This window comes from Paenibacillus glycanilyticus (assembly GCF_030161375.1).
GTDB lineage: Bacteria > Bacillota > Bacilli > Paenibacillales > Paenibacillaceae > Pristimantibacillus > Pristimantibacillus glycanilyticus_B.
Map to the genome: position 1 here is coordinate 152,241 of NZ_BSSQ01000019.1, position 22,056 is coordinate 174,296.

The following is a 22,056-nucleotide window of genomic DNA, read 5'->3' on the forward strand; positions in this document are numbered from 1 at the left end:
CGCAGGCTGCGGGTCTTTTCTTATTTATAACGTCAACGATGGAGGTGAAGGTGAAATGTTCAACCAACAAAACTTATTTGCCCACGTGTTCAACTTTACGCCAGTCGGCATTGCGCTCATCTCTCTCGAACAGCAATGGATTGACGTCAATCCGGCTGCCTGTCAAATTCTTGGGATTGAGCGGGAAGCACTTATGAAGAAGAATCATCCGAAGGAAATCATTTTCTCCGCGGAAGAAGACAATCAAATTAGGCAACTGCTGGCCGGCGAGACCTTAACGTTCAGCTTCGAGAGGAAATACATGCATAATAATGAAGAGGTGATATGGACTTCCATTCATGTCTCGCTCGTTAGAGAAGGTACGGAAGGCGAGCCTTGGTACTATATCGCGCAAATCGTTGATATTACGTCGAGCAAATTAAACGAGCAGAAGCTGCTGGAGTCGGTCGAACGGTATACATCACTCAAGAAGTACAACCACGATACGATCATATCGTTTGATCTTCAGGGCAATATCATGGGCGGGAACGTGATGGCCGAGAAGCTGACGGGCAGGGTCGTAGCCGAATTGATTGGAACAAGCATTGCATCCGTTATTGGTGAGCATAACCTGGCAAGAATCTTAGCCGATAACGAGCCGTACAGCGAGATTGAAGGAGCAATCGACCACGTTTCGCATATAGACGGTTATCTGGTTGAAGTGCTTGTGACCATCGCTCCCATCATCGTTAACAATCAAAGCATCGGCTTTTATCTCCTGATCAAGGATATTACCGAACAAAAGAAGCTGCTGATCGAGAAGGAAACCGCGGTCCGGACAAATGAAGTAAAGAGCGAATTTATGGCCATGATGAGCCACGAAATCCGTACGCCCATGAACGGCGTAATCGGCATGGCCGATTTGCTGCTGGATACCTCGCTTGATGAAGAGCAGACGGAGTATGTATCGATTATCCGCAAGAGCGGAGATACGCTTCTGGCTATCATCAACGATATTTTGGATTTCTCCAAGGTGGAATCGGGCAACACGGAGTTAGCAGAGGAACCGTTCAAGATTAGCGAGGCGATTGCGGAAACCTTTGATACGCTTATGCCGAAGGCATTGGAGAAGAATCTGGCGCTTAACGTATCGATGAGTCACGAGATTCCTCCGACGGTGATTGGCGATCCGGTTAAAATCCGGCAAATACTGATGAATCTGATCGGTAATGCCATTAAATTCACGCCGGAGGGTTCGATTGCGGTATCTGTAGACCGATCCCGCGTGGAGGGAGATAAAGTACGGCTGCATTTCACTGTGAAAGATACGGGAATTGGCATTCCGGAGGATAAGCTGCCGTATCTGTTCGAACCCTTTTATCAAGCGGATCACTTTATGGTCAGACAAGCCGGAGGCACCGGGTTAGGTCTTGCCATCACACGGAAGCTTGTTCAACTGATGGAAGGAGAAGTCTATTGCGAGGCTAATCCCGGAGGGGGAGCGATCTTTCATTTCCATGTCTTATTGCGCGCGGAGAAAGCTTTGCCACTTATGGATGCCGAATGCAAAGAGGAGAAGGTGCCGGAATCGGTCAATAAACTCAATATTCTTATTGCCGAGGATAATGACGTGAACCGTCTCGTGTTGTTTAGGATGGTAGAGAAATTCGGCTTTCGTCCCGATGCGGTGTCGAACGGCATTGAAGTGCTGGATAAAGTCCGTTCGAACAACTACGACATTATATTTATGGACATTCAGATGCCGCTTATGAATGGACTTGAAGCTACGAAAATTTTGCGCCAGTCGTTAAGGCCGGAAGAACTTCCGTATATTGTTGCGGTAACCGCAAATGCGCTAGTCGGGGACCGGGAGCGGTATTTGGATACGGGGATGCACGAATATATTAGCAAGCCATTGCAAAACTCGGCGGTTCAATCCATTATCCAAAGATGTCTGGACCGTAAACAGGCGGATTCCATCCCTTCAACATAATCATGAATCAGCACTGCCTGCGGGAAGTGCTGATTTTTTTGTCGAGGAGATAGATTTACCTGAACGCTGTTGTTAAATACACACGAAGGACACAAGAACCTCCTATAATTCGATTTGTAAGGCAAATGGAGGTGCAAACCGATGATAGGAACCGCCTAGTTAAGGCAAAGCTGTATAACACGGGATTCAAAGAGCGGAGTGTACAGATGAAGCGAAGCATTTTATTAGTGGAAGACGATATGCTGATGCGCGAGTTTATAACGGATTATTTCCATAAAGAGCAATGGGACGTTCATGAGGCGGAGAACGGGCGGATCGCGCTTGAGCTGTTTGAGCAAATAACAGTTGATCTGGTTGTCCTCGATATTATGATGCCGGAACTGGATGGATGGGCGGTATGCCGGAAAATCCGCGAGCAATCGGATATCCCTATTATTATGATTACGGCCAAAGCGGAGGACGAGGATCAATTGATGGGCTTCGAACTAGGTGCGGATGAATATGTAACGAAACCGCTCAGCCCTAGAGTGCTGGTCGCCCGAGCGACGGCTCTAATGAAGAGAACGGAAGGGACGGTCGGCAAAGAAGGCGAGGCCTTGGCATTTGGCGATTTGCTGGTGAAGCGGGATGCGCATGTGGTGACGGTGGCTGAACAGCCCGTTCACTTATCGCCTAAGGAATACGACCTGCTTCTGTTCCTGATCAAACATGAAGGCAAAGTATTAGCCCGCGAATATATATTAAATGCCGTCTGGGGATTCGATTACCTAGGAGATTTGCGCACGGTAGATACGCATATTAAGAAATTGCGAGCCAAGCTAGGCGATGCCGGCTTTATGATCGCAACCGTCATTCGAACCGGCTATAAGTTCGACTCCAAAGCATGAACAGACATGGAGTTGTTCTCAAATTGTTTGTTGTCACGTCAGTGCTGATTCTATTTATTTTCGCACTGGTCATGTTGGCGGAAGGGTTGTTCTTCGATAAGTTTTACCGAATGTCGAGGGTAAGCGGTCTAGAGTCGGCAATGAACCGGTTCTCGGAGCAATACCCGCAAGCAGCAACAGATGAACGTCAACTCGCGCGCCTGCTTGGTTCCTTCATGAACGAACATGATACGAGTATCGCCATATTGAACAAAAGTTTTGACCGAGCCAATATCAATCCTTACTTTGTGGATATGCAGTCAAGTGGCAAGACAATCCATATCCCCATTCCAAACGAAGGAATGCCGGTCGATATACTCCCGAGAGAGATCGCGATGGGAGACGGGCTGATCGTAGACGGGATCTATATGGATGAGAAGGATACGGTGCTTCATCCTATCGCTTTCCGCAACCTCGCAACGGATGCGCCGCTCGAAGATGGATTAGTTCGCGTGGAGGGCAATGTGACCGATTTCATGTTGCCGGAGCAGCGGTCGTTCAATCCGCTCTACCAAGATGCGCTCGTAGCTGAAGCCTTGAGGGAATGGACGGATGCAAATACGGCCGATTGGCGGGAGGGTTCGCCCGTACAACACAAATGGGAATGGAAGGATCCATGGAGCGGCGTTCAATATGCCGTATTAGTCAGTCTGCTTGCGGGTGACGGCGAGCAGGAACACTATTTGTTCGTCATGGCATCTCTTCAACCCGTAGGAGAAGCGGTTGCCATATTGAAACAATACGTCATCTATCTGGCACCGGTCATTCTTGTCCTTGTTCTCGCGTTGTCGCTTCTGTATTCCAGAATCGTGTCGCGTCCATTGGTTACGCTCAGCCGCTCCGCGGCCAGACTTGCCAAGCTGGATTTCAACGAGCAGCCCGAGATCCGCTCGAAAGACGAATTTGGAGATTTGTCCCGGAGTATGCGTACCTTATCGAGAAACTTGGATACCGCGTTGCGGGAACTGCAACATGCCAACGAGCAGCTCCAAGAGGACATGAGGGAGAAAGAACGGTCTGAGCAGCTTCGCAAAGAACTTGTTGCTAATATCTCGCATGAATTGAAAACGCCGCTTGGGATTGTAAAAGGGTTTGCGGAAGGTTTGCAAGATGGGGTAGCCGAAGAGAAAAAAGAACGTTACCTCAGCTTGATTGTCACCGAGACCGACCGGATGAACGCCTTGATCATGGATATGCTGGAGTTGTCCAAATTCGAAGTAAAGGCAATTAAGCTGCAGCGGAAGCCGTTCTCTCTGCCGGCACTTTTGCAAGAAGCCGCGAACTCCTTCATGCAGCAGCTAGAGAACAAGCAGCTTCAAATCGCAATGGATCAAGATGGCGAGGAAGAGCTGGAAGTCTTCGCAGACCGTAGGCGAATCGAACAAGTAGCCTTAAATTTGCTAAGTAACGCCATCCGGCATGCCACAGAAGGCAGCGTTATTCGAATCCAGATAAAACGTTCAGAAGCTGATGCCATTTGGGTAGGCGTCGAGAATGAGGGTTCTCCTATCGCTGACGATGAATTAAGCCGGATCTGGGAGCAATTTTACCGGACGGAACGCGCAAGAGACCGCAAATCAGGCGGAACCGGCCTTGGACTGGCCATTGTGAAGCATATTTTGGAGCTGCACGGAAGTCAATACGGAGCAGCTAATATAGATACGGGCGTACAATTTTATTTCACCTTACAACCATATAGAGGAGAGAATATAGATGAATAAAAAAATGATCGCTTATGCATTGACGGCAGCCATCCTGCTTGGTGTTGCGAGCGGATGCGGCAATAAAAGCGGAGAAGGCGCAACAAACGGGAACACGGCAACCGAAACGCCGGCTGCGACAACAACTCCGGTTGTATCGGAGTCGCCGGCGGCAACGGAATCGCCAACAACACCGGCTGAACCGGCCGAAGAGAGCCAGGCGCCTGATGCCGCTGAATCGGATGCTTCAGGCGAGATTCTCATCATCATTGATCAGACGGAGAAACCGATCGAAGGAAACAGCTTTGATTTTGTCGTGAACAAAATTCCGGAAGGTTATATGCTGTCCAAGATGGAATGGAAATCGGATAAAACTCAGATCATTAATACAACGCAGGAAGCCATAGAGCATGGCGGCAACGGGGAGGACGGATTCTACATTAGCGGAGACGGACAATTTTCCGGGTTCTTTTATCCGGGCAAGATGAAAGGTGAGAAAGGCGAAGTCAGCTTTACGTTTGTGAACGACGCAGGCAAGGAAATCAGCTGGAAGAAATCCATAACGTTGAAATAAGGAACAAATATAGACGAAAACACCGGACTTCGATCTCAAACTTGAGATAATAGTCCGGTGTTTTTTATGAAGAAATATTATTTCACGATACGTTTCGCGTATACGAGCGACTTCTGGAACCATGTGCCTTCCATCGGTTCGTACGTAACCTTAGCTCGTCCACCGCCGCATTGCAGGATGTAATGCTTGCCGTTGATTACGCCTGCGTAGATCCCAACGTGACCGCCGCCGCCGCTTGTCGATTTGTTCAAGGAGCCGTCACCCGGGTCAGCGGAATTCGTAAAGAACAGCAGGTCTCCAACCTTCAAGTTTTTGAATTTGTTTTTGGAATCGATAATGACTTGCGAACCGATCTTGCTGCTGTAGCGCTGTGTTCGCGACGCGCTGGAGAATTCAATCCCGAAAGTGCTTTTGTACACCCAAGAAGTAAAGTTGGAGCAGTCAAAGCCATAACCAGGCTTTTGCGTTCCGTGACGCCAAGTCACGCCAAGCTGCGTTTTGCCTTTTGCTATTAATTTATTGAGGTTTTGAGTGCTTGCCGTTACTTTGGTAGACGAACTGGTTGCCGCGAAGGCAGGTGCTGCTTGTACAACACCGGTAAAAGCAATCGCGCTTGCGAGCGTAATTTTGACGATCATATTTTTGTTTAACATATGTATCCTCCTAAAATGAATGATTCATGCTTCGAAAGCATGTGCTTAATGATTCTGACGCTGTGGCATTTGGTCTTGAAAGCCCAATCATTTGTTTCGGCCTTTACATCGTATCGTTATAACATTTTGAATTCATCCCATAAGATTTACCACAAATATGCGAGATGCACTTTATAAAAGTACATTCATTATTCCTGAAATTTCTATAATGTTCATGCAGGAATAATAATCATGCTAATATAATCAATAATTAGGAATAATCATCTAAATGATAGAACTAGATTTTTCCGGGAACAGCAGCTCTTAGTCCGATAAAAAATGGAAAACGAATAAAAGAGAAACTTTGGTCCAAGACTGCAAGAGGGAACTTCACCCTCAAATGAGAAATTATTAATGCGAGATCTGCAAGGATTGCACTATGTCGCGGTTGAAGTGAGAGTTGACACGACACCAAACGGTGTCTTATAATCAAACTGTCACCGAATGGTGTCCTATATAGGGAATGCGATGGTATGTAATTAGGAGATGGTGTTGTGGTCGATAACAATACGCGGGATGTGTTTGACGCGATTGCAGATCCAACCAGACGCAAATTGATTCATCTGTTGTCGGAGTCAAAAGAGCTGCCGCTGCATGAATTAACAACGAAATTTTCGATGGGGCGGACTGCAGTATCCAAACATTTGACGATATTAAAAGAAGCAGGTTTGGTGCTTGACCGGAAAGTCGGAAGAGAAACGCTGTTTAGGCTAAATGCCACTCCGCTGAGGGAAATTCAAGATTGGGTAGCTTTCTACAGTAAGTTCTGGACCATGAATATGTTGCGGTTAAACCACTTATTTGAGGAGGAAGACAAATGAGTTTGAAGTTGGAACTTGATTTTCAGTATAACGTATCCGTTGAGAGGGCTTGGAGCGCATTAACCGACTCCAGCATGCTGGCTAAGTGGGTATTGCCGAACGACTTCAAACCCGTTGTGGGACATCTGTTCCAATTCCGCGCGGAGCCGAACAAATATTGGGATGGCATTATTAACGGCGAAGTACTCGTCATCAATGAACCAACCGAGGTGTCCTATACTTGGTCGGTAGGCGAAGAGAAACATACCGTCATTTGGACGCTGCAAGATCTGGGAGACGGCAAGGTTAATCTTCACCTGGAGCAAACCGGATTCTCGACTGTGCCGGCGCTTGAAGGCGCACGGTACGGCTGGACGAACTGGCATAAGGAGCTCGACAAGCTGCTAGCGCAATAAGCGCAGCAAGTACAATAAGCCCAACAAGAAACATCATAACCGGCTGCAAATGGTTGCAGCCGGTTTGTCTGCCGTAGGTTATTTTCTAATGAATAGATCTTATTGATAACTAGTACATGGAAGGAAGTCATAAATGAGCGAAAGCAATCAGGAGTATATCGTCATTACGGGCGCGAGGGAAAACAACTTAAAAAACGTATCTTTGCGTATACCAAAACGGAAGATTACGATATTTACCGGAGTATCGGGATCCGGCAAATCTTCCATCGTCTTTGATACTATCGCCGCAGAGTCTACGCGGCTCTTGAATGAAAACTTCAGTATGTTCGTGCGCAATTTTCTGCCCAAAGTTCCGCAACCGGACACGGATGCGATCCAGAATTTGAGCATGGCCGTTATTGTCGATCAGAAGCGGCTTGGCGGCGGTTCCCATTCCACTATGGGGACCATTACCGATATCTCTCCGATTCTTCGGGTGTTATTCTCCCGGGTAGGTCAACCGTATGTAGGGCAAGCGAATATGTTTTCCTTCAACGATCCGCAAGGGATGTGCCCGGAATGTAACGGCATTGGCCGCAAGTTAGGCGTCGATATGAGCAAAGCCATTGATAAGTCCAAGTCCTTAAGCGAAGGGGCTATTATGTTGCCCGATTATTCCGTGAACAGTTGGGATTGGAATTTGCTCGTGCAGGGTGGACCGTATGACCCAGACAAGAAACTTAGCGATTATTCGGAAGAAGAGCTCGAACAGCTGCTGTACGCGAAGGCTAGAAAAGTTCAAATGGACTTCGCCGGCAAAGCAACCAATATTACGGTGGAAGGCGTTATCGAGAAGTTCACGAACAAATACATTAAACAAGACGTGAAGCTGAAATCGGAACGCACGCAAAAAGCGGTTGCGCCTTATATCACCGAAGGTCCATGCACCAGCTGCCGCGGCACAAGACTAAGTCAGGCCACGCTCAGCTGCAAAATTAACGGGATGAACATTGCCGAAATGTCCGCCATGGAAGTTGGTCATCTCATTAGAGTCATTCGGGAGATTGATGATCCGAAAGCCGGCCCCATCGTCAAATCGCTGACCGAAAGACTGCAACATCTGGTCGATATCGGACTCGATTACTTAACGCTAGACCGGGAGACGGATACGTTGTCCGGCGGCGAGTCGCAACGCGTAAAGATGGTCAAACATCTAAGCGGCAGTCTGGTTGACGTTACGTACATTTTCGACGAACCAAGCGTTGGCCTACATCCCCGCGATGTCCACAGGCTGAACGATTTGCTGGTTAAGCTGCGCGACAAAGGCAACACCGTTATTGTCGTGGAGCATGATCCCGATGTCATCAAGGTGGCGGATCATATCGTTGACGTAGGACCTCATGCCGGCAACCGCGGCGGCAATATCGTATTTGAAGGAAGCTTCGAAGGGTTGCTTGAATCGGGATCGCTGACAGGCAACTTCATGAAACGTCCGCTCCAGTTAAACGAGAATGTGCGGCAGCCATCTGGCAAGCTAGGTATCCGTCATGCTAGCCTACATAACCTGCAAGACGTAAGCGTGGATATTCCTGCTGGCGTGCTCACGGTTGTTACTGGCGTTGCAGGTTCGGGTAAAAGCACGCTCATTAACGATATTTTTCTAAGCGAGCATTCCGATGCGATCGTCATCGACCAATCGGCGGTAGGCGTCTCGACGCGTTCAAACCCGGCTACGTACACGGGCATTATGGATGATGTCCGCAAAGCTTTTGCCTCCGCTAATAAAGTGAATCAAGGTTTGTTCAGCTTCAACTCCAAAGGCGCTTGCGAGAACTGTCAAGGACTTGGCGTCGTATATACCGATCTGGCATTCCTTGAAAGCGTAAAGCTGCCATGCGAAGTTTGCGGCGGCAAACGGTTCAAGGAAGAAGTACTGGATTATAAGCTGAATGGCAAGTCGATCGCGGACGTGCTTGCGCTGACCGTAGAGCAAGCATTGGAGTTTTTCGAACTGAAGGAAGTTGTCCGCAAACTTCAGGCGTTGAGCGACGTAGGGCTGAACTATATTACGCTTGGCCAGCCGCTTAGTACGCTGTCGGGCGGGGAATGCCAGAGGATTAAGCTGGCAAGCGAGCTGCACAAGAAGGGCAGTATTTACGTGATGGACGAACCAACCACCGGTCTTCATATGTCGGATATCGGTCATCTTCTGGAAATTATGCATCGTCTGGTAGACGCGGGCAATACGGTTATCGTCATCGAACATAATCTCGAGGTCATTAGCCAAGCGGATTGGATTATCGACATGGGACCGGATGGAGGCAGCAAAGGCGGACAAGTCGTATTTGAAGGGACGCCGACGCAAATTATTCATGCCGAGCAGTCCATTACCGGAAGATATATGAAGTAAAGGAGAGGAGCATGCCTGAGATGACAACAACGATAACAAATCCGAAGGTAGACGGTTTCTTACGGAAGGTGAAGCAGTGGAAGGAAGAATACGTGGAGCTAAGGAACATTATTCTCGATTGCCACTTGACCGAAGATTTCAAATGGATGCATCCTTGCTATACGCATGAAGGAAAAAACATCGTATTGATCCACGGATTCAAAGAGTATATCGCGATTTTGTTCCATAAAGGCGCTTTGCTGAAAGACCCTCACGGCATTCTTATTCAGCAGACCGAAAACGTGCAAGCCGCACGCCAGATCCGGTTCACCAGCATCGAACAAATCGTTGAACTGGAACCGGCAATCAGAGCTTATATCGATGAAGCGATCGAGCTTGAGAAAGCCGGCGTCGAAATTCCTTACAAGAAAACGTCCGAGTATCCTGTACCGGAAGAGTTCCAGGTGAAGCTGGATGAAGATGCCGCATTAAAAGAAGCGTTTGAAGCTTTGACGCCAGGACGGCAAAGAGCGTATTTGTACAACATCGCGCAACCGAAACAATCCAAGACCCGCGCGGCAAGAGTGGAGAAATATATACCGCAAATTCTGGACGGCAAAGGCATCGATGATTAGAACGGATTATTAATAGGGGCGCAACTTCGTGTTGCGTCCTTATTTTAGGAGGTGGAGCTGTGTATGATCCAAACGACTAAACAAAGTCTCCGGCGTTTTTTGCTCGAGGAACAACTGCTCTTGCAGCCGCGTAGCGGGGAAAAGACGGACAAGACGGGCAAGGAGCTAGTTCGCGACGTTATTCGCAAGCTGGAATGCGTGCAGATTGATCCGGTGGCCGCTGTGCGGGCGAATCAGCATTTGGTACTGTCTGCGCGAATTGCCAACTATGATCCGGCATGGTTGAACGAGCTGCTTCGCGAGCATGACGTATTCGAATATTTTGCGAATGCGGCTTGCGTGATACCAATCGAGGATTATCCTATCTTTGAGCCAACAAGAGCGAGAATACGCGAGCATTTGACCGCCTCCATCGAAGCCCTGCAGCCCGTACCCGAGCAAGTGATGGACAAGCTCCGGGAAGAAGGGGCGCAGCCGGCTAGAGCTTTTGAATCGGATCAGCGCGTTCACGGTTATTGGGAGAATGCCAATAACAACGCTCGCACGAAAGCAACGTCGCATGCCATCAATCTCTTAACCGACAGCGCCCACATCCGGATTGTTGGCAGGGAAGGCAATCAGAGATTGTTTGATCTAACGAGCAACAGCATTCCTCCCGAGCTGTTATCGGCAGCAAATGAGATGGATCTGGAAGAAGCGCAGCGCCTTATGCTGCTTAAATATTTTCGCGCGTACCGCGTATTTGAACCTTCCGATTCGAGATTCGGGTGGCTTAGGCTTAATGCCGCCGAGCGCCGTGAAGCCATCAATCAGTTCATGCGCGCAGGTATCGTAACGGAAGTTAAGGTTGAGGGGTTGAAACATCCGTATTATATCCTGACTTCCGACCGGGAGCGGTTATTGGCTTATTCAGAGGAAAATGCGAATGCAGAAACCAAAGACATTACCTTCCTGCCTCCGTTAGATAATATGCTGTGGAGCCGTAAACGGCTGGAGGATTTATTCGAGTTCGAATACCGATGGGAAATTTACACCCCGGCGATTAAAAGAAAATACGGCTATTATGCGATGCCGATATTGGCAGGAGACAGACTGATCGGCAGGATGGATCCGCGATTGGACCGGAAAGAAGGCGTGCTGAAGGTTGAATTGCTGCATTTTGAACCGGAAGTAAAGGCGACCGCTCAGTTGCGCAATAACGTGAAGAAGGCCATCAAGGCGTTTGCAAAAGCGAATGGAGCGATTCACGTCATTTATAGTTAATAGCATTAAATTAAAAAAAGACACCTAAACAGTGTCTTTTTTCGTTGCAGCTACTCTTCGTCATCCAGGTTGCAGGGCAAAAGTGAACGAAACGGTTGTGTTTATTTGCAATTTGAAATCGCGGGCGTTATACGACACAACAACCATTCCCGTTTCAAGATCGTCAATGAACCGTACCTGGCTAGGAGATTTGAACCCTGCCGCCTTCAAGAGGGCTCTCATCCTAAGCATCTTCTGATTTTTGGTTAAATCATTGTCGCCGATCAAATCTTCGACTTTTTTCCTAATTAATAGAAACATATCTACGCAAATCGCATGAAACGACGCCGGCCTTCAAACAGTATAACAAGCTAAGGAATTAGCTAAGGCGAGGTGCTCAAGACATGATGAACGAAAGAGAAGATACACCATATTTGCAATTGCAATCACGGCAAATTGAACAATGGGAGCAAGATCAGAAAGGGTTGTATTTCTGGGAAAAGCTCGGCAGGTTGCCTTTTGCGATTTTGGACCGGCTTACCCCGAAGTTCATCCAAGACAAAATCGGGATGGCGCTAGACGAGCTTGGCAGTTATGTCCAGAGCGGAGGACGTTATTTAATAAGCAAAGAACAGATGTACCGCAAATTTTTCCCGAACGAGGAGTGGGAGGAAGACGCAGCTTTTGGCCAGATCGCCAAGCTTCCGCTTGTACGGATGGATGAAATGGCAGACCGCATTACGAAAACAAGCAGCTATACGGCAACGGCACAAGGGGCGAGTACGGGGATTGGAGGGATCTTTACGCTTGCCATCGATATCCCGCTCTTACTCGGTATTTCGATTAAAGCGCTGCAGGAGATCGCCATCAGCTACGGTTATGACCCGACCGAAAAAGCGGAGCGCGCTTTTATCGTGAAATGTTTGCAATTCTCTTCTTCCGATATCGTTGGGAAAAAAGCGATTTTGGAGGATCTTGCCCGCTTCCATTCCGGTGAGCATAGCGGTCAAGTCATCTCCCAGCTGCAAGGATGGCGCGAGGTGATGATGACTTACCGGGACAACTTTGGATGGAAAAAGCTGTTCCAGCTTATACCGGTCGCGGGTATGTTGTTTGGGGCTTACATCAACCGTTCAACGCTCAAGGACGTTACGGAAACAGGCAAAATGATGTACCGGAAACGCAGAATTCTGGAGAAATTAAATGCTGCGGAGGATAACCCTCTCCCGTAACGAAATTAGTTACTGGAGGTGGTGGCATGCAAGATTCAGAGCAAACAAGAAAGCCAAATATATTATGGATCTCACTTGAAGATACAAGTCCGAGATTCGGCTGTTACGGAGAGCAATCGCCCGTACGCCAAACATCGATCGGTTGGCGGAACAAGGGATCAGGTATACCAACGCTTATTCGACGGCTGCCGTCTGTTCACCTAGCCGTGCAGCGATTATAACGGGTATGTATGCAACGTCGATTGGAGCCCATCATCATCGAACATCCGCTCCCGAGCATACGGTTTATACCCCTACGCCTTATGAGGTAGTGCCGCCGCCTTACGTGAAGACATTTACTGAATATATAAGGGCGCACGGCTACTACTGCACCAATAACGAGAAGACGGACTACCAGTTCACGGCTCCCGTGACCGCATGGGATGAGAATGGCTGCTTTGCGCATTGGAGACACCGGGAGCAAGACCAGCCCTTTTTCGCCGTATTTAATTTGATGAATACGCATGAGAGCGGCATGTGGCGTTCGCATGAGACTTTGATTACGAATCCGGACGAGGTCACGCTGCCGCCTTATTTGCCCGATACGCCAAAAAGCAGGGAAGTATTGGCGCTGCATTACGACAATCTAGAACTGAACGATAACCGGGTAGGCGAACTTCTGCGGCAACTAGAAGAAGACGGTCTAGCGGAGGATACGATCGTGATGATTTGGAGCGATCACGGCGAAGGTCTGCCTAGACATAAGCGCTGGCTGTATGACTCCGGCATTCGCGTGCCGCTTATTGTTCGTTGGCCAGGCGAATTAATGCCGGGAAGTTGCAGCAATCAATTAATAAGCATGATTGATCTAGGTCCAACGGTGCTGCAGCTTGCCGGCATCCCGATTCCGAAACATATGCAAGGACAACCGTTCTTGCCTAGCACGGTGGAACTTCCCAAGCGCAACTATGTGTATGCCGCCAGAGACCGCCATGACGAAAGTTACGATATGGTGCGTGCGGTACGCGACGACCGTTACAAATACATACGGAACTTTTATCCGGACAAACCCTATTTCGACTGGGTGCCTTATGGGAATCAACACGGCATCATGCAGGAGATGTGGAGGCTTTATGCCGCAGATGAGCTGAGCGTATTAGGAAGATCGTTGATGACTGGCAATCGCCGGCCGGAAGAATTGTATGATTGCGTAAACGATCCGCATGAGATTTATAATCTTGCGGCTGATCCGAGTTACAGCGGGATTATGGAACGGTTAAGCGATGAGCTGGACAAGTGGAGAACGCTTGTTGGCGATATGGGTGATATTCCGGAGGCGCAAATGGCGAATGCCATGTGGCCAAACGGCATTCAGCCGGCGACGGCACCCGTGCAATTCGTGCCGATCTCGGAAGGTTGTCCGGGTACGAAAGACGTTCCGACGGGAAGCGAACATACATTCGCTCATGCGGTAACACTCATGCTGTATTGCGGAACGCAAGGCGCCTCGATTGCTTATGCGTTAGATGAAGGCGACAATCCGCATTGGAAGTTGTACAACGGACCTATTACGATATTGGACAAGAACTCTGTTGTGCGAGCAAAGGCGATACGAATCGGCTATCGTACAAGCGAAGAGACCTATGTAACCATACATGCGAATTCGCGGGTATACTAAACTACAGAACTAATAATCTTGGAGGAATGTGATGGATCGCATTATTCAACGAGTGCCATATGGATATACCGAGGACAAGGACGCCTCGCCAAGAAAAGGTACGCTGGTCTATTATGATACGTTCCAGGACGTATCGGAGGAACAGCTGAACCGGGTAGCGGAGCTGGCGAAAGCACGTTCTTTCGCTAAGCTTGTGTTGTATCCGCTCCACGAAGAGACGGCAAAACGCATGTGGAAACGGCCAATCGAGCCTTATTACAAGAGAGAGGAACGTTTGTTCGAGTGGCGGAGAGAACATGGAGATGACGGTACCATAACCATTGAGAATTGGGAAGGGAAGCGGAAGAAATATACGCCGATGGAAGCGGCCATCCGCCATTTGATCGAGGTCTATGCGCAACCGATGTTTCTATATGTATCGCCAGCGACGGCAAACGCTTTTGCTTCCTTTCACTCGTTTGAGGAGTGGATCAGCAAGTTGCGTCTTATCCTAACCGAACCGCCGCCGGATGCGCATCCGAATCTGACAAAATTCAGGCATCGCTGGGATGTCCGTGAAACAGCCGAGTAATTCGGCTGTTTTTATTTTTGAACGGAAGGTTCACGATTCCTTCATCGAACAGTCACATCGTGGCAAGATTCAATTTCGGACGAAGGTGTATAATGATTAAAGGACAGTAGAATACACGAAACAGAAAGGAATCAACAGCGATGCAAAGCATACTTAAATCCAAATCCGTTTGGTTTATCACCATAATCGTTTTGATCTGCGTAGCCTTTTTCGCCTTTTTCTCTTCGCCTGGAGGCGCCAAGTCACAGGACGAAACGCCGGTTGTTATGCAGCAGGACGGTTATCAGGTCGTAACGATTCAGGTGAAAAAAGACGGCTTTTATCCCGATCATGTGGAAGTGAAGGCCGGAATTCCCGTTAAGCTCAACTTCAGCAAAAACACGAGCATTACCTGCATCAGAAGTGTACTTTCCGACGATCTGGGATTAGATCAATATTTGAAAAAAGGCGATAATTATATATCTTTGGACAACTTGAAAGCGGGAACCTATTCTTTCAACTGCGACATGTTGATGTATCACGGGACGATTACGGTGATATAAAAGAGGAGCAACTCAACTTGAGAACATTCAATAACATTTATCTCGATTATAATGCCAGTACACCGATTGCAGGCGAGGTGCTAAACGAGATGCTTCCGTATTTCAGGGAGCATTACGGCAATCCCTCTTCTTCACATTGGGCCTCCGACTCGCTCAAAGCAGCAATTGAACAAGCCAGATCACGCGTGGCTAGCGCAATCGGGGCTTCACCGGGCGAAGTGATATTTACAAGTGGAGGGACAGAAGCGAATAACCATGCATTACAAGGGGTATATTGGGCAGCTAAGCAAAAAGGCAATCACATCATTACGACAACCGTAGAGCATCCCGCTATTTTAAACCCCTGCGCTTTTCTCGAGTCGCTTGGCGCCGAGGTCACTTATGTTGAAGTGGACAGGCTTGGCAGAGTATCGCCGGATGCGATTAAGCGCGCGATTCGCAAGGATACGATCCTGATCTCCGTTATGCATGCAAACAGCGAGGTGGGTACCTTTCAACCCATTGAGGAAATAGCCGTAATCGCCAAGCAATACGGGATTCTAATGCATACCGATGCTGCTCAAACGTTTGGCAAAATACCGGTTGATGTCAATATGCTTGGCGTTGATCTGTTGTCGATTGCCGGTCACAAGCTGTATGCTCCTAAAGGCGTTGGCGCTTTGTATGTGCGTAATGGCACGAAGCTTACTTCTTTCATGCATGGGGCTGGCCATGAATCCGGCAGGCGGGCAGGAACGGAAAATGTGCCTTATATCGTTGGCCTAGGCAAAGCAGCGGAACTCGCGGCAGACTATGCACGCACGAATGAAATGCATCTGCTTAAGAATGCCCTGAGAGAGGGGCTATTATCGCTTTTCGGAGATAAGGTTCGGTTTAACGGCGATTTGGAACGGAGTTTACCAAATACGTTACATATCAGCTTTCTCGGGATGGTTGGCCAAGACATCTTGGATCAATTACCGGAAATTGCGGCATCTACGGGCTCGGCTTGCCATTCCGGAAGTTATGCGCTGTCGCCCGTGCTGCGCGCAATGGGACTTAACGAATACGAAGGGCTAGGGGCGATTCGTTTCAGCCTAGGCCGGTTAACAACGATCCAAGACATTAAGAACGTGATCGCATTATTTCAAGAGCGGCTGGGTCTCATAAAATAAGCATGAACAAGACATTTCCATTTGGGAATGTCTTGTTTTTTGGCGCGTTTTAGGAAAGTTGAAACTCTTTCTAAGGGCCAAACGTAAGAAATACAAATTTCATGCCATAAGCAATCTTGAAGGAGGATGTATGAAGAAGTTCATGTTGTTGTTGATTGTGCTTGTATCAGCATCTATGCTAGGCGCATGTTCATGGTTCCAAGAGGCCGATCAATCCTTGAAATACGCGGATCAAGCGAAAGAACATATTCAGACCTTATCGGATTTCGCGGAACAAGCACCACAAATGATACAAGACGCCGCAACGGACCCGGAAACAAAAAAGCAGCTTGAGAATCGGCTCAATGAGCTGAAGAAGGACATCGAGCAATTCAACTTGATTAACGCCCCTACGATAGCAAAAGACATTCATGCGCAGCTGGTTGAGAAAAATAAGATCTTGCTGCAAGAAATCAATCAAGCGGTGGATAATGGCCACCTCGCCTTGGATCGGCTTCAGAACTCGCCAATATTAGCCACCATCAGCGATATTACGGGCTTGATCAACCGGATTGAAAATCTCGGACTATAGACCATAATGGGATCTTCCTTAAACAGGAAGGTCCTTTTTGGTTGAAAAAAATGAATTGGACCACCCTAATGATGAATCGATCTGTCAGGGGGGATCTGTTATGTCAAATTCAACGGGGTTGTTAACGCCACCCGCACGCGATACGAAAGTATTCGTTCCCGAACTCGTCTATTTCGAACCGGATGCGCTTAATTATCCAAAAGGCGAACGTATCCATCAATGGGCGCAAGAGCAAGGACTCCCGATCCGGATGACAACTTCTCACAACCGGATCACCAATCTTCCCGGCGAAAGCGATCTCGAGAAATATAGAATTGCCAAAAGAACGCTTGTGGTCGGCATTCGAAAAACGCTAAAATTCGACCAATCCAAACCATCGGCCGAATATGCCATTCCCATCGCTACCGGCTGCATGGGGCATTGCCATTATTGTTACCTTCAAACAACGCTAGGTGCCAAACCTTATGTCCGCGTGTACGTAAATACGGAAGATATTCTGAACCAGGCCAAAAAGTATATCGAGGAACGCGCACCGGAAATTACCCGCTTCGAAGCGGCCTGCACGTCCGATCCCGTTGGTCTTGAGCATATCTCCGGGTCGCTTAAGGAGTATATTGAATTTATGGGGCAGCAGCCGCTTGGCCGGCTTCGGTTCGTGACGAAATACCATCATGTCGAACCGCTTCTGGATGCGAAGCACAATAAGCATACGCGGTTCCGGTTCAGCGTGAATGCAGACTATGTCATTAAAAACTTTGAACCGGGCACGTCGAAATTTTATGAACGGATTACGGCTGCCGGCAAAGTAGCGCATGCAGGATATCCGCTTGGCTTTATCATCGCTCCTATTATTTGGCATGAAGGCTGGGAAGACGGTTATGCCGAGCTGATCAGCCAGTTGAAACAAGCGTTGCCTCCCGAATCTACGAAGGATTTGACGTTTGAGTTAATCCAGCATCGGTTTACGAAAACAGCCAAAAACGTGATCCAGCAGCGTTATCCGAAATCAAAATTGGAAATGGAAGAGGAAAACCGGAAATATAAGTGGGGGCGCTGGGGACAAGGGAAATACGTCTACCAAGATGACCAGGCCAACGCTCTTAAAGAATTTATCTATAAGCAGATTCATGATCATTTCCCGAATGCGAAGATCGAGTATTTTACCTGAGAGGCTAGTTACAACCCTCAAGCAGCTTCTAGCAGCAGCGGAACTCCAACCGTTGCTGCTTTTTTATTTACTCGAAATGGGTATCCATATCTTCCATGTCGGGATATTGATTATCTATCGGCGTGTATGAAAGCACCAGCCTTCTGCGCAAAATATACACTAACTTCTGGAAGAGGAGGAAATCGATATGGACCAAGGCATTCCCGTGAATGTGAGCGAACGTTTAACGGTTAATCAAGCAGCGCTGCAGACGATCTTTCATAACTGCGCCGATATTATGATTCGTACGTTGCAACGATCGGATCACTCAAGCGTGATGCTCGTCTATATTGAAGAAATGACGGATTCCAGGGAACTGGAACAGATTATTTCCGCCTGTATGATCAGCCATGACTTCGAACGGTTAACGCAATATAAGATTGTCACCCGCCTATCCGATCTGGTAGCCAAAATTCTCAAAGGCTGCACGGCCATCTTAATCGATGGGAAGCCGTATGCCTATATTGCCGACCTAACCTCCTTCGAGCAACGCGCGATTAACGAGCCGTCGAACGAAGCTTCGATTCGTGGTCCGCGCGAAGGCTTTAACGAAAATTTGAGAACGAATTTGAGCATGATCCGCAGAAAAATAAGCAATTCGCAACTGAAATTCGAAAGCCATCAGGCAGGCGAACTGACGAATACGGATTTCGTCGTTGCTTACATCGAAGACAAGGTGAAACCCGAGCTGTTGGAAGAAGTCAATCGAAGACTCCAAACGTTCAAGGCGAATCAACTGCTCGATTCCAGCTACATTGAAGAATATATCGAGGATAAATCCTTCTCTTTGTTTCCGCAAATTCAAAATACGGAGAGACCGGACACCGTGTCATCCGGGCTATTGTCCGGCAGAGTGGCGATTATCGTTGACGGTTCTCCCAATGCGCTCCTTATGCCTATGACCTTCTGGTCGGGATTTCAGGCAGCGGAAGATCATTATGAACGGTTTATTTACGTATCGGCTGTCAGGATTCTCCGCTTCTTGTTAGCCATGATGTCTTGTTTGCTTCCGTCCATTTATGTTGCCTTGACGACGTTCCATCCGCAAATGATTCCGCTCGCGCTTATGCTTAGCATTTCAGCCTCGAGAGAAGGGATCCCGTTCCCAACCGTGATTGAGACGCTGCTGATGGAACTCATGTTTGAAGGTTTGCGGGAAGCGGGACTACGGCTGCCGAAGGCGATTGGTTCGGCGGTCAGCATCGTAGGCGCGTTAGTCATCGGAGAAGCCGCCGTTCAGGCCGGCTTCATCTCTGCGCCGATTGTCATGATTGTAGCGGGCACGGGAATTGCCTCGTTCGCATTTCCAAGCTACAGCTTGGCTTTGCCTTTTCGAATTTTGCGGTTCCCGCTCTTATTGTTGGGGGGATTTCTCGGTCTGTACGGCGTAGCTATCGGGTTGATGTTCATCTTGATTCATCTCGTAACGTTGAAATCATTTGGCATGCCTTATTTAAAGCCGGCAGCTCCGTTTAACAAACACTTCTGGAAGGATGCCATTGTTCGGATGAACAAAAGATTTGAGTCGGCGATCAAGAGACAATGAGAACCTTTGCCAAAGCGATTAGCATTCTATTCATTGTCATCCTAACCGGCTGCTGGGACAGAAATGAGATTAACGACTATGCCTTTATGATTGGCGATGCACTCGATGTAACGGATGAGGGAGAACTGCAGAAAAGCGCCCAAATTGCGGTTCCCGCAGGCTTCAAGAGTACAACGGGAGAGGGAGGGAATGCACAGCGGGGGAACATTGTTTTGTCCGTAACGGGTACTTCGATCGTTGATTTGACGCAGCAGCTCCAGGACAAGCTGCCCCGCAAAGTATTCCTCGGACACCGAAAGTCCATCTTCATTGGCGAGAAGTTGGCGCGCAAAGGGCTGGCGGATATTATGGATCAATTTACGCGAAATACCGATACGCGCTTGCGGACGGACATTTTTGTCGTAAATAACCGGGCAGGCAAAGACGTACTCGACATCAATAGTCCTTTCAATAAATTCTCGGCTATCGTAGCCGTCGATCAAGACCGGTATTGCCGCTTGGGGGATACCGCATTAAGGGATGTCTTGCTTGATCTTGGACGGGACGGGATCCGGCCCACGATGCCTATGGTTGATATCTCTCCTTTAAACAAACAAGAGGCAAATGAAATTTTTGAAGTGAGATCGGTTGCCATCTTTAATAAAAAGCTGCAGATGGTCGGTGAGGTCAGTAACCGGGAATCGTTGGAGCTGTTCTGGGTGAAAGGCGTGTTGCAAAACCAATACCTTACGTTTCAGACGGATAAAGGCGTCGTATCCCTCTATGAATCCAATCTGACAAAGAAAATCCGCACAGAAATACTAGGCGATAAGTTGAAAGTGCATGTCTATTTGGAAGGGACCGGAAGGGTGCTCGAGAATAACACGGCTATCGACATGTCCAATACGGCCGAGCGAGTTCCGGTTGAGCAAATGCTTAACGAGATGAAAGCCAAGCAAGTCAAAGGGACAATTAAGAAAATACAGCAAAAGTTCGGGCAAGACGTGTTTGGCTTCGGAGAAGAATTCCACCGGGAGCATCCTTACAAATGGAAAGAAATCCGCGGGAAATGGGATGAGCTATTCCCAACCGTTGAAGTAGCGGTTACCGTCAAGTTGAAAATTCAGAATACAGGGGGTGTTGGCAAGCGCATCCCGGGATTAGGAGACAAGACATGAAGATTTCGGTTTGGCAGCTGTTTTGGATGTTTACGACTCTCGAAATTTCGATGAGTATTTGGCTGACCGTAGCGCCGACGATCGAAATTGCCAAACAAGATGCCTGGATTTCGCTTATCGTAGCCGGAGGCATTGGACTGTTTGTTACGATGATTCTTGTTCTGCTCTGTAGGCGCCATGCCTCGCATACCCTCATGGATTTCGCCAAAAGGCTGTTTGGGACTTGGGTCGGAAAGCTGATCGGCCTATTATATATTGCGGTTTGGTTCTCGGTGTCCGCGGATATATTGCGAATTTTCTCCTTGTTTATTAAGCAATATCTATTCCACGACACGCCTATTTGGATCATTGCTATTCTAATGGTCTCGGCTATGGTGTACATCAACTACGCAGGCAGCGTGGAAGCAATCGGCCGTTTCAGCGAAATGGCCGGGCCTTTGCTGCTGATCGGGATTGCCATTACGTTTGCCTTAAATATCCCGAATTTGCATCCAACGCTTATTTTTCCGGTGTTCGCGGACTCGGGAGTGATGCCTATTATTAAAGGCTCATTTGTTAATGCATCGTTTCTTGGAGAATCCATGATGATTATGATGCTGACGCCGTTTATCGCCAACACGCAAAAGATGCTGAAGCCAACGCTGCTGGCTATTTGTATTCCATCCTTAATCGCCGTTATTACCTCTTTGATGGTGATCGGCACGTTCGGAACGAATATCGGATCCACTATGATGTTTCCGTATTTCAGCATGGTTCGGTTTATTAATTATCTCGAATTCATACAGAATATGGACGTCTGGATCATGTTTATATGGATCTTCAGCGTCTTCGTAAAGTTAGCCATTTACTTGTTCATCAACAGCTACGGCACAGCTCAATTGTTCGGGGTTCGCAACTGGCGGATCATGATCGGAATCGTTGCCGCAATTATTTTTGCGATATCCTTAATACCAGCCAATGTGTTCGGAATGATGGACTACGCGAATCATGTGTGGATCACTTATATCTTTCCGATCTTTATCGTCGGTTTCCCGATTCTGTTTCTGCTTGTCAGTCTGGCCAGAGGCAAAAAGCTGGCAACATCTTAACTAATA

The 22,056-nt window shown here is 48.1% G+C and carries 20 protein-coding genes; 19 read left to right on the top strand and 1 reads right to left on the bottom strand.

Annotated elements, in window-relative coordinates:
- Positions 1-55: 55 nt before the first annotated feature.
- The 4 genes from QQK89_RS24620 to QQK89_RS24635 all read left to right on the top strand — a co-directional run bounded on the left by QQK89_RS24620 (position 56) and on the right by QQK89_RS24635 (position 5,172).
- Complete coding sequence (locus QQK89_RS24620; protein ID WP_284241358.1) at positions 56-1,972, top strand: PAS domain S-box protein; 1,917 nt, start codon at positions 56-58, stop codon at positions 1,970-1,972.
- 206 nt (positions 1,973-2,178) lie between these two features.
- Positions 2,179-2,859 carry a response regulator transcription factor gene (locus tag QQK89_RS24625; RefSeq protein WP_284241359.1) on the top strand — a complete coding sequence of 227 codons (681 nt, stop codon included), beginning with the start codon at positions 2,179-2,181 and terminating at the stop codon, positions 2,857-2,859.
- Between the two features lie 23 nt (positions 2,860-2,882).
- Entirely contained in the window at positions 2,883-4,619 is a 1,737-nt protein-coding gene (locus QQK89_RS24630) for a sensor histidine kinase (RefSeq protein WP_284241360.1), read from the top strand.
- Positions 4,612-5,172 (top strand): hypothetical protein, encoded by a 561-nt coding sequence (locus QQK89_RS24635; RefSeq protein ID WP_284241361.1) that lies wholly within the window; start codon positions 4,612-4,614, stop codon positions 5,170-5,172. Before QQK89_RS24630 ends, QQK89_RS24635 begins: the two co-directional genes overlap by 8 nt.
- A 77-nt stretch (positions 5,173-5,249) precedes the next feature.
- Here QQK89_RS24635 and QQK89_RS24640 read toward each other — a convergent pair whose 3' ends face one another.
- Entirely contained in the window at positions 5,250-5,825 is a 576-nt protein-coding gene (locus tag QQK89_RS24640; protein WP_284241362.1) for a C40 family peptidase, read from the bottom strand.
- 533 nt (positions 5,826-6,358) lie between these two features.
- Here QQK89_RS24640 and QQK89_RS24645 point away from each other — a divergent pair.
- The 15 genes from QQK89_RS24645 (at position 6,359) to QQK89_RS24715 (ending at position 22,050) form a co-directional block, all read left to right on the top strand.
- Positions 6,359-6,685, top strand: coding sequence for an ArsR/SmtB family transcription factor (locus QQK89_RS24645; protein WP_284241363.1), 327 nt, complete (start codon positions 6,359-6,361; stop codon positions 6,683-6,685).
- Positions 6,682-7,080, top strand: coding sequence for an SRPBCC family protein (locus tag QQK89_RS24650; protein ID WP_284241364.1), 399 nt, complete (start codon positions 6,682-6,684; stop codon positions 7,078-7,080). Before QQK89_RS24645 ends, QQK89_RS24650 begins: the two co-directional genes overlap by 4 nt.
- A gap of 133 nt (positions 7,081-7,213) precedes the next feature.
- Entirely contained in the window at positions 7,214-9,469 is a 2,256-nt protein-coding gene (locus tag QQK89_RS24655; protein ID WP_284241365.1) for an excinuclease ABC subunit UvrA, read from the top strand.
- 20 nt (positions 9,470-9,489) lie between these two features.
- The gene (locus tag QQK89_RS24660; RefSeq protein WP_284241366.1) at positions 9,490-10,083 is read left to right on the top strand and encodes a YdeI/OmpD-associated family protein; all 594 of its coding nucleotides are present in this window, start codon (positions 9,490-9,492) and stop codon (positions 10,081-10,083) included.
- Positions 10,084-10,146: 63 nt separating this feature from the next.
- Complete coding sequence (locus tag QQK89_RS24665) at positions 10,147-11,346, top strand: DNA glycosylase AlkZ-like family protein (protein ID WP_284241368.1); 1,200 nt, start codon at positions 10,147-10,149, stop codon at positions 11,344-11,346.
- A 386-nt stretch (positions 11,347-11,732) separates the two neighbouring features.
- Positions 11,733-12,557, top strand: coding sequence for an EcsC family protein (locus QQK89_RS24670; protein ID WP_284241566.1), 825 nt, complete (start codon positions 11,733-11,735; stop codon positions 12,555-12,557).
- Between the two features lie 142 nt (positions 12,558-12,699).
- The gene (locus tag QQK89_RS24675; protein WP_284241370.1) at positions 12,700-14,214 is read left to right on the top strand and encodes a sulfatase family protein; all 1,515 of its coding nucleotides are present in this window, start codon (positions 12,700-12,702) and stop codon (positions 14,212-14,214) included.
- A 31-nt stretch (positions 14,215-14,245) separates the two neighbouring features.
- Positions 14,246-14,785: a hypothetical protein gene (locus tag QQK89_RS24680; protein WP_284241371.1), complete on the top strand. Its 540-nt coding sequence runs from the start codon at positions 14,246-14,248 to the stop codon at positions 14,783-14,785.
- A gap of 140 nt (positions 14,786-14,925) precedes the next feature.
- On the top strand, positions 14,926-15,327 hold the full coding sequence (locus QQK89_RS24685) for a cupredoxin domain-containing protein (RefSeq protein WP_284241372.1): 402 nt from the start codon (positions 14,926-14,928) through the stop codon (positions 15,325-15,327).
- A gap of 17 nt (positions 15,328-15,344) precedes the next feature.
- Positions 15,345-16,481 carry a cysteine desulfurase family protein gene (locus tag QQK89_RS24690; RefSeq protein WP_284241373.1) on the top strand — a complete coding sequence of 379 codons (1,137 nt, stop codon included), beginning with the start codon at positions 15,345-15,347 and terminating at the stop codon, positions 16,479-16,481.
- 130 nt (positions 16,482-16,611) lie between these two features.
- Positions 16,612-17,052, top strand: coding sequence for a DUF6376 family protein (locus tag QQK89_RS24695; protein WP_284241374.1), 441 nt, complete (start codon positions 16,612-16,614; stop codon positions 17,050-17,052).
- A 100-nt stretch (positions 17,053-17,152) separates the two neighbouring features.
- Positions 17,153-18,220, top strand: a complete 1,068-nt coding sequence (gene splB, locus QQK89_RS24700; protein WP_284241375.1) for a spore photoproduct lyase — start codon at positions 17,153-17,155, stop codon at positions 18,218-18,220.
- A gap of 187 nt (positions 18,221-18,407) precedes the next feature.
- Complete coding sequence (locus tag QQK89_RS24705) at positions 18,408-19,805, top strand: spore germination protein (RefSeq protein ID WP_284241376.1); 1,398 nt, start codon at positions 18,408-18,410, stop codon at positions 19,803-19,805.
- Entirely contained in the window at positions 19,802-20,962 is a 1,161-nt protein-coding gene (locus QQK89_RS24710) for a Ger(x)C family spore germination protein (protein WP_284241377.1), read from the top strand. The genes QQK89_RS24705 and QQK89_RS24710 overlap by 4 nt, the downstream gene beginning before the upstream one ends.
- A complete protein-coding gene (locus tag QQK89_RS24715; protein WP_284241378.1) occupies positions 20,959-22,050 on the top strand; it encodes a GerAB/ArcD/ProY family transporter in 1,092 nt (363 codons plus the stop codon). Before QQK89_RS24710 ends, QQK89_RS24715 begins: the two co-directional genes overlap by 4 nt.
- Positions 22,051-22,056: the final 6 nt, after the last annotated feature.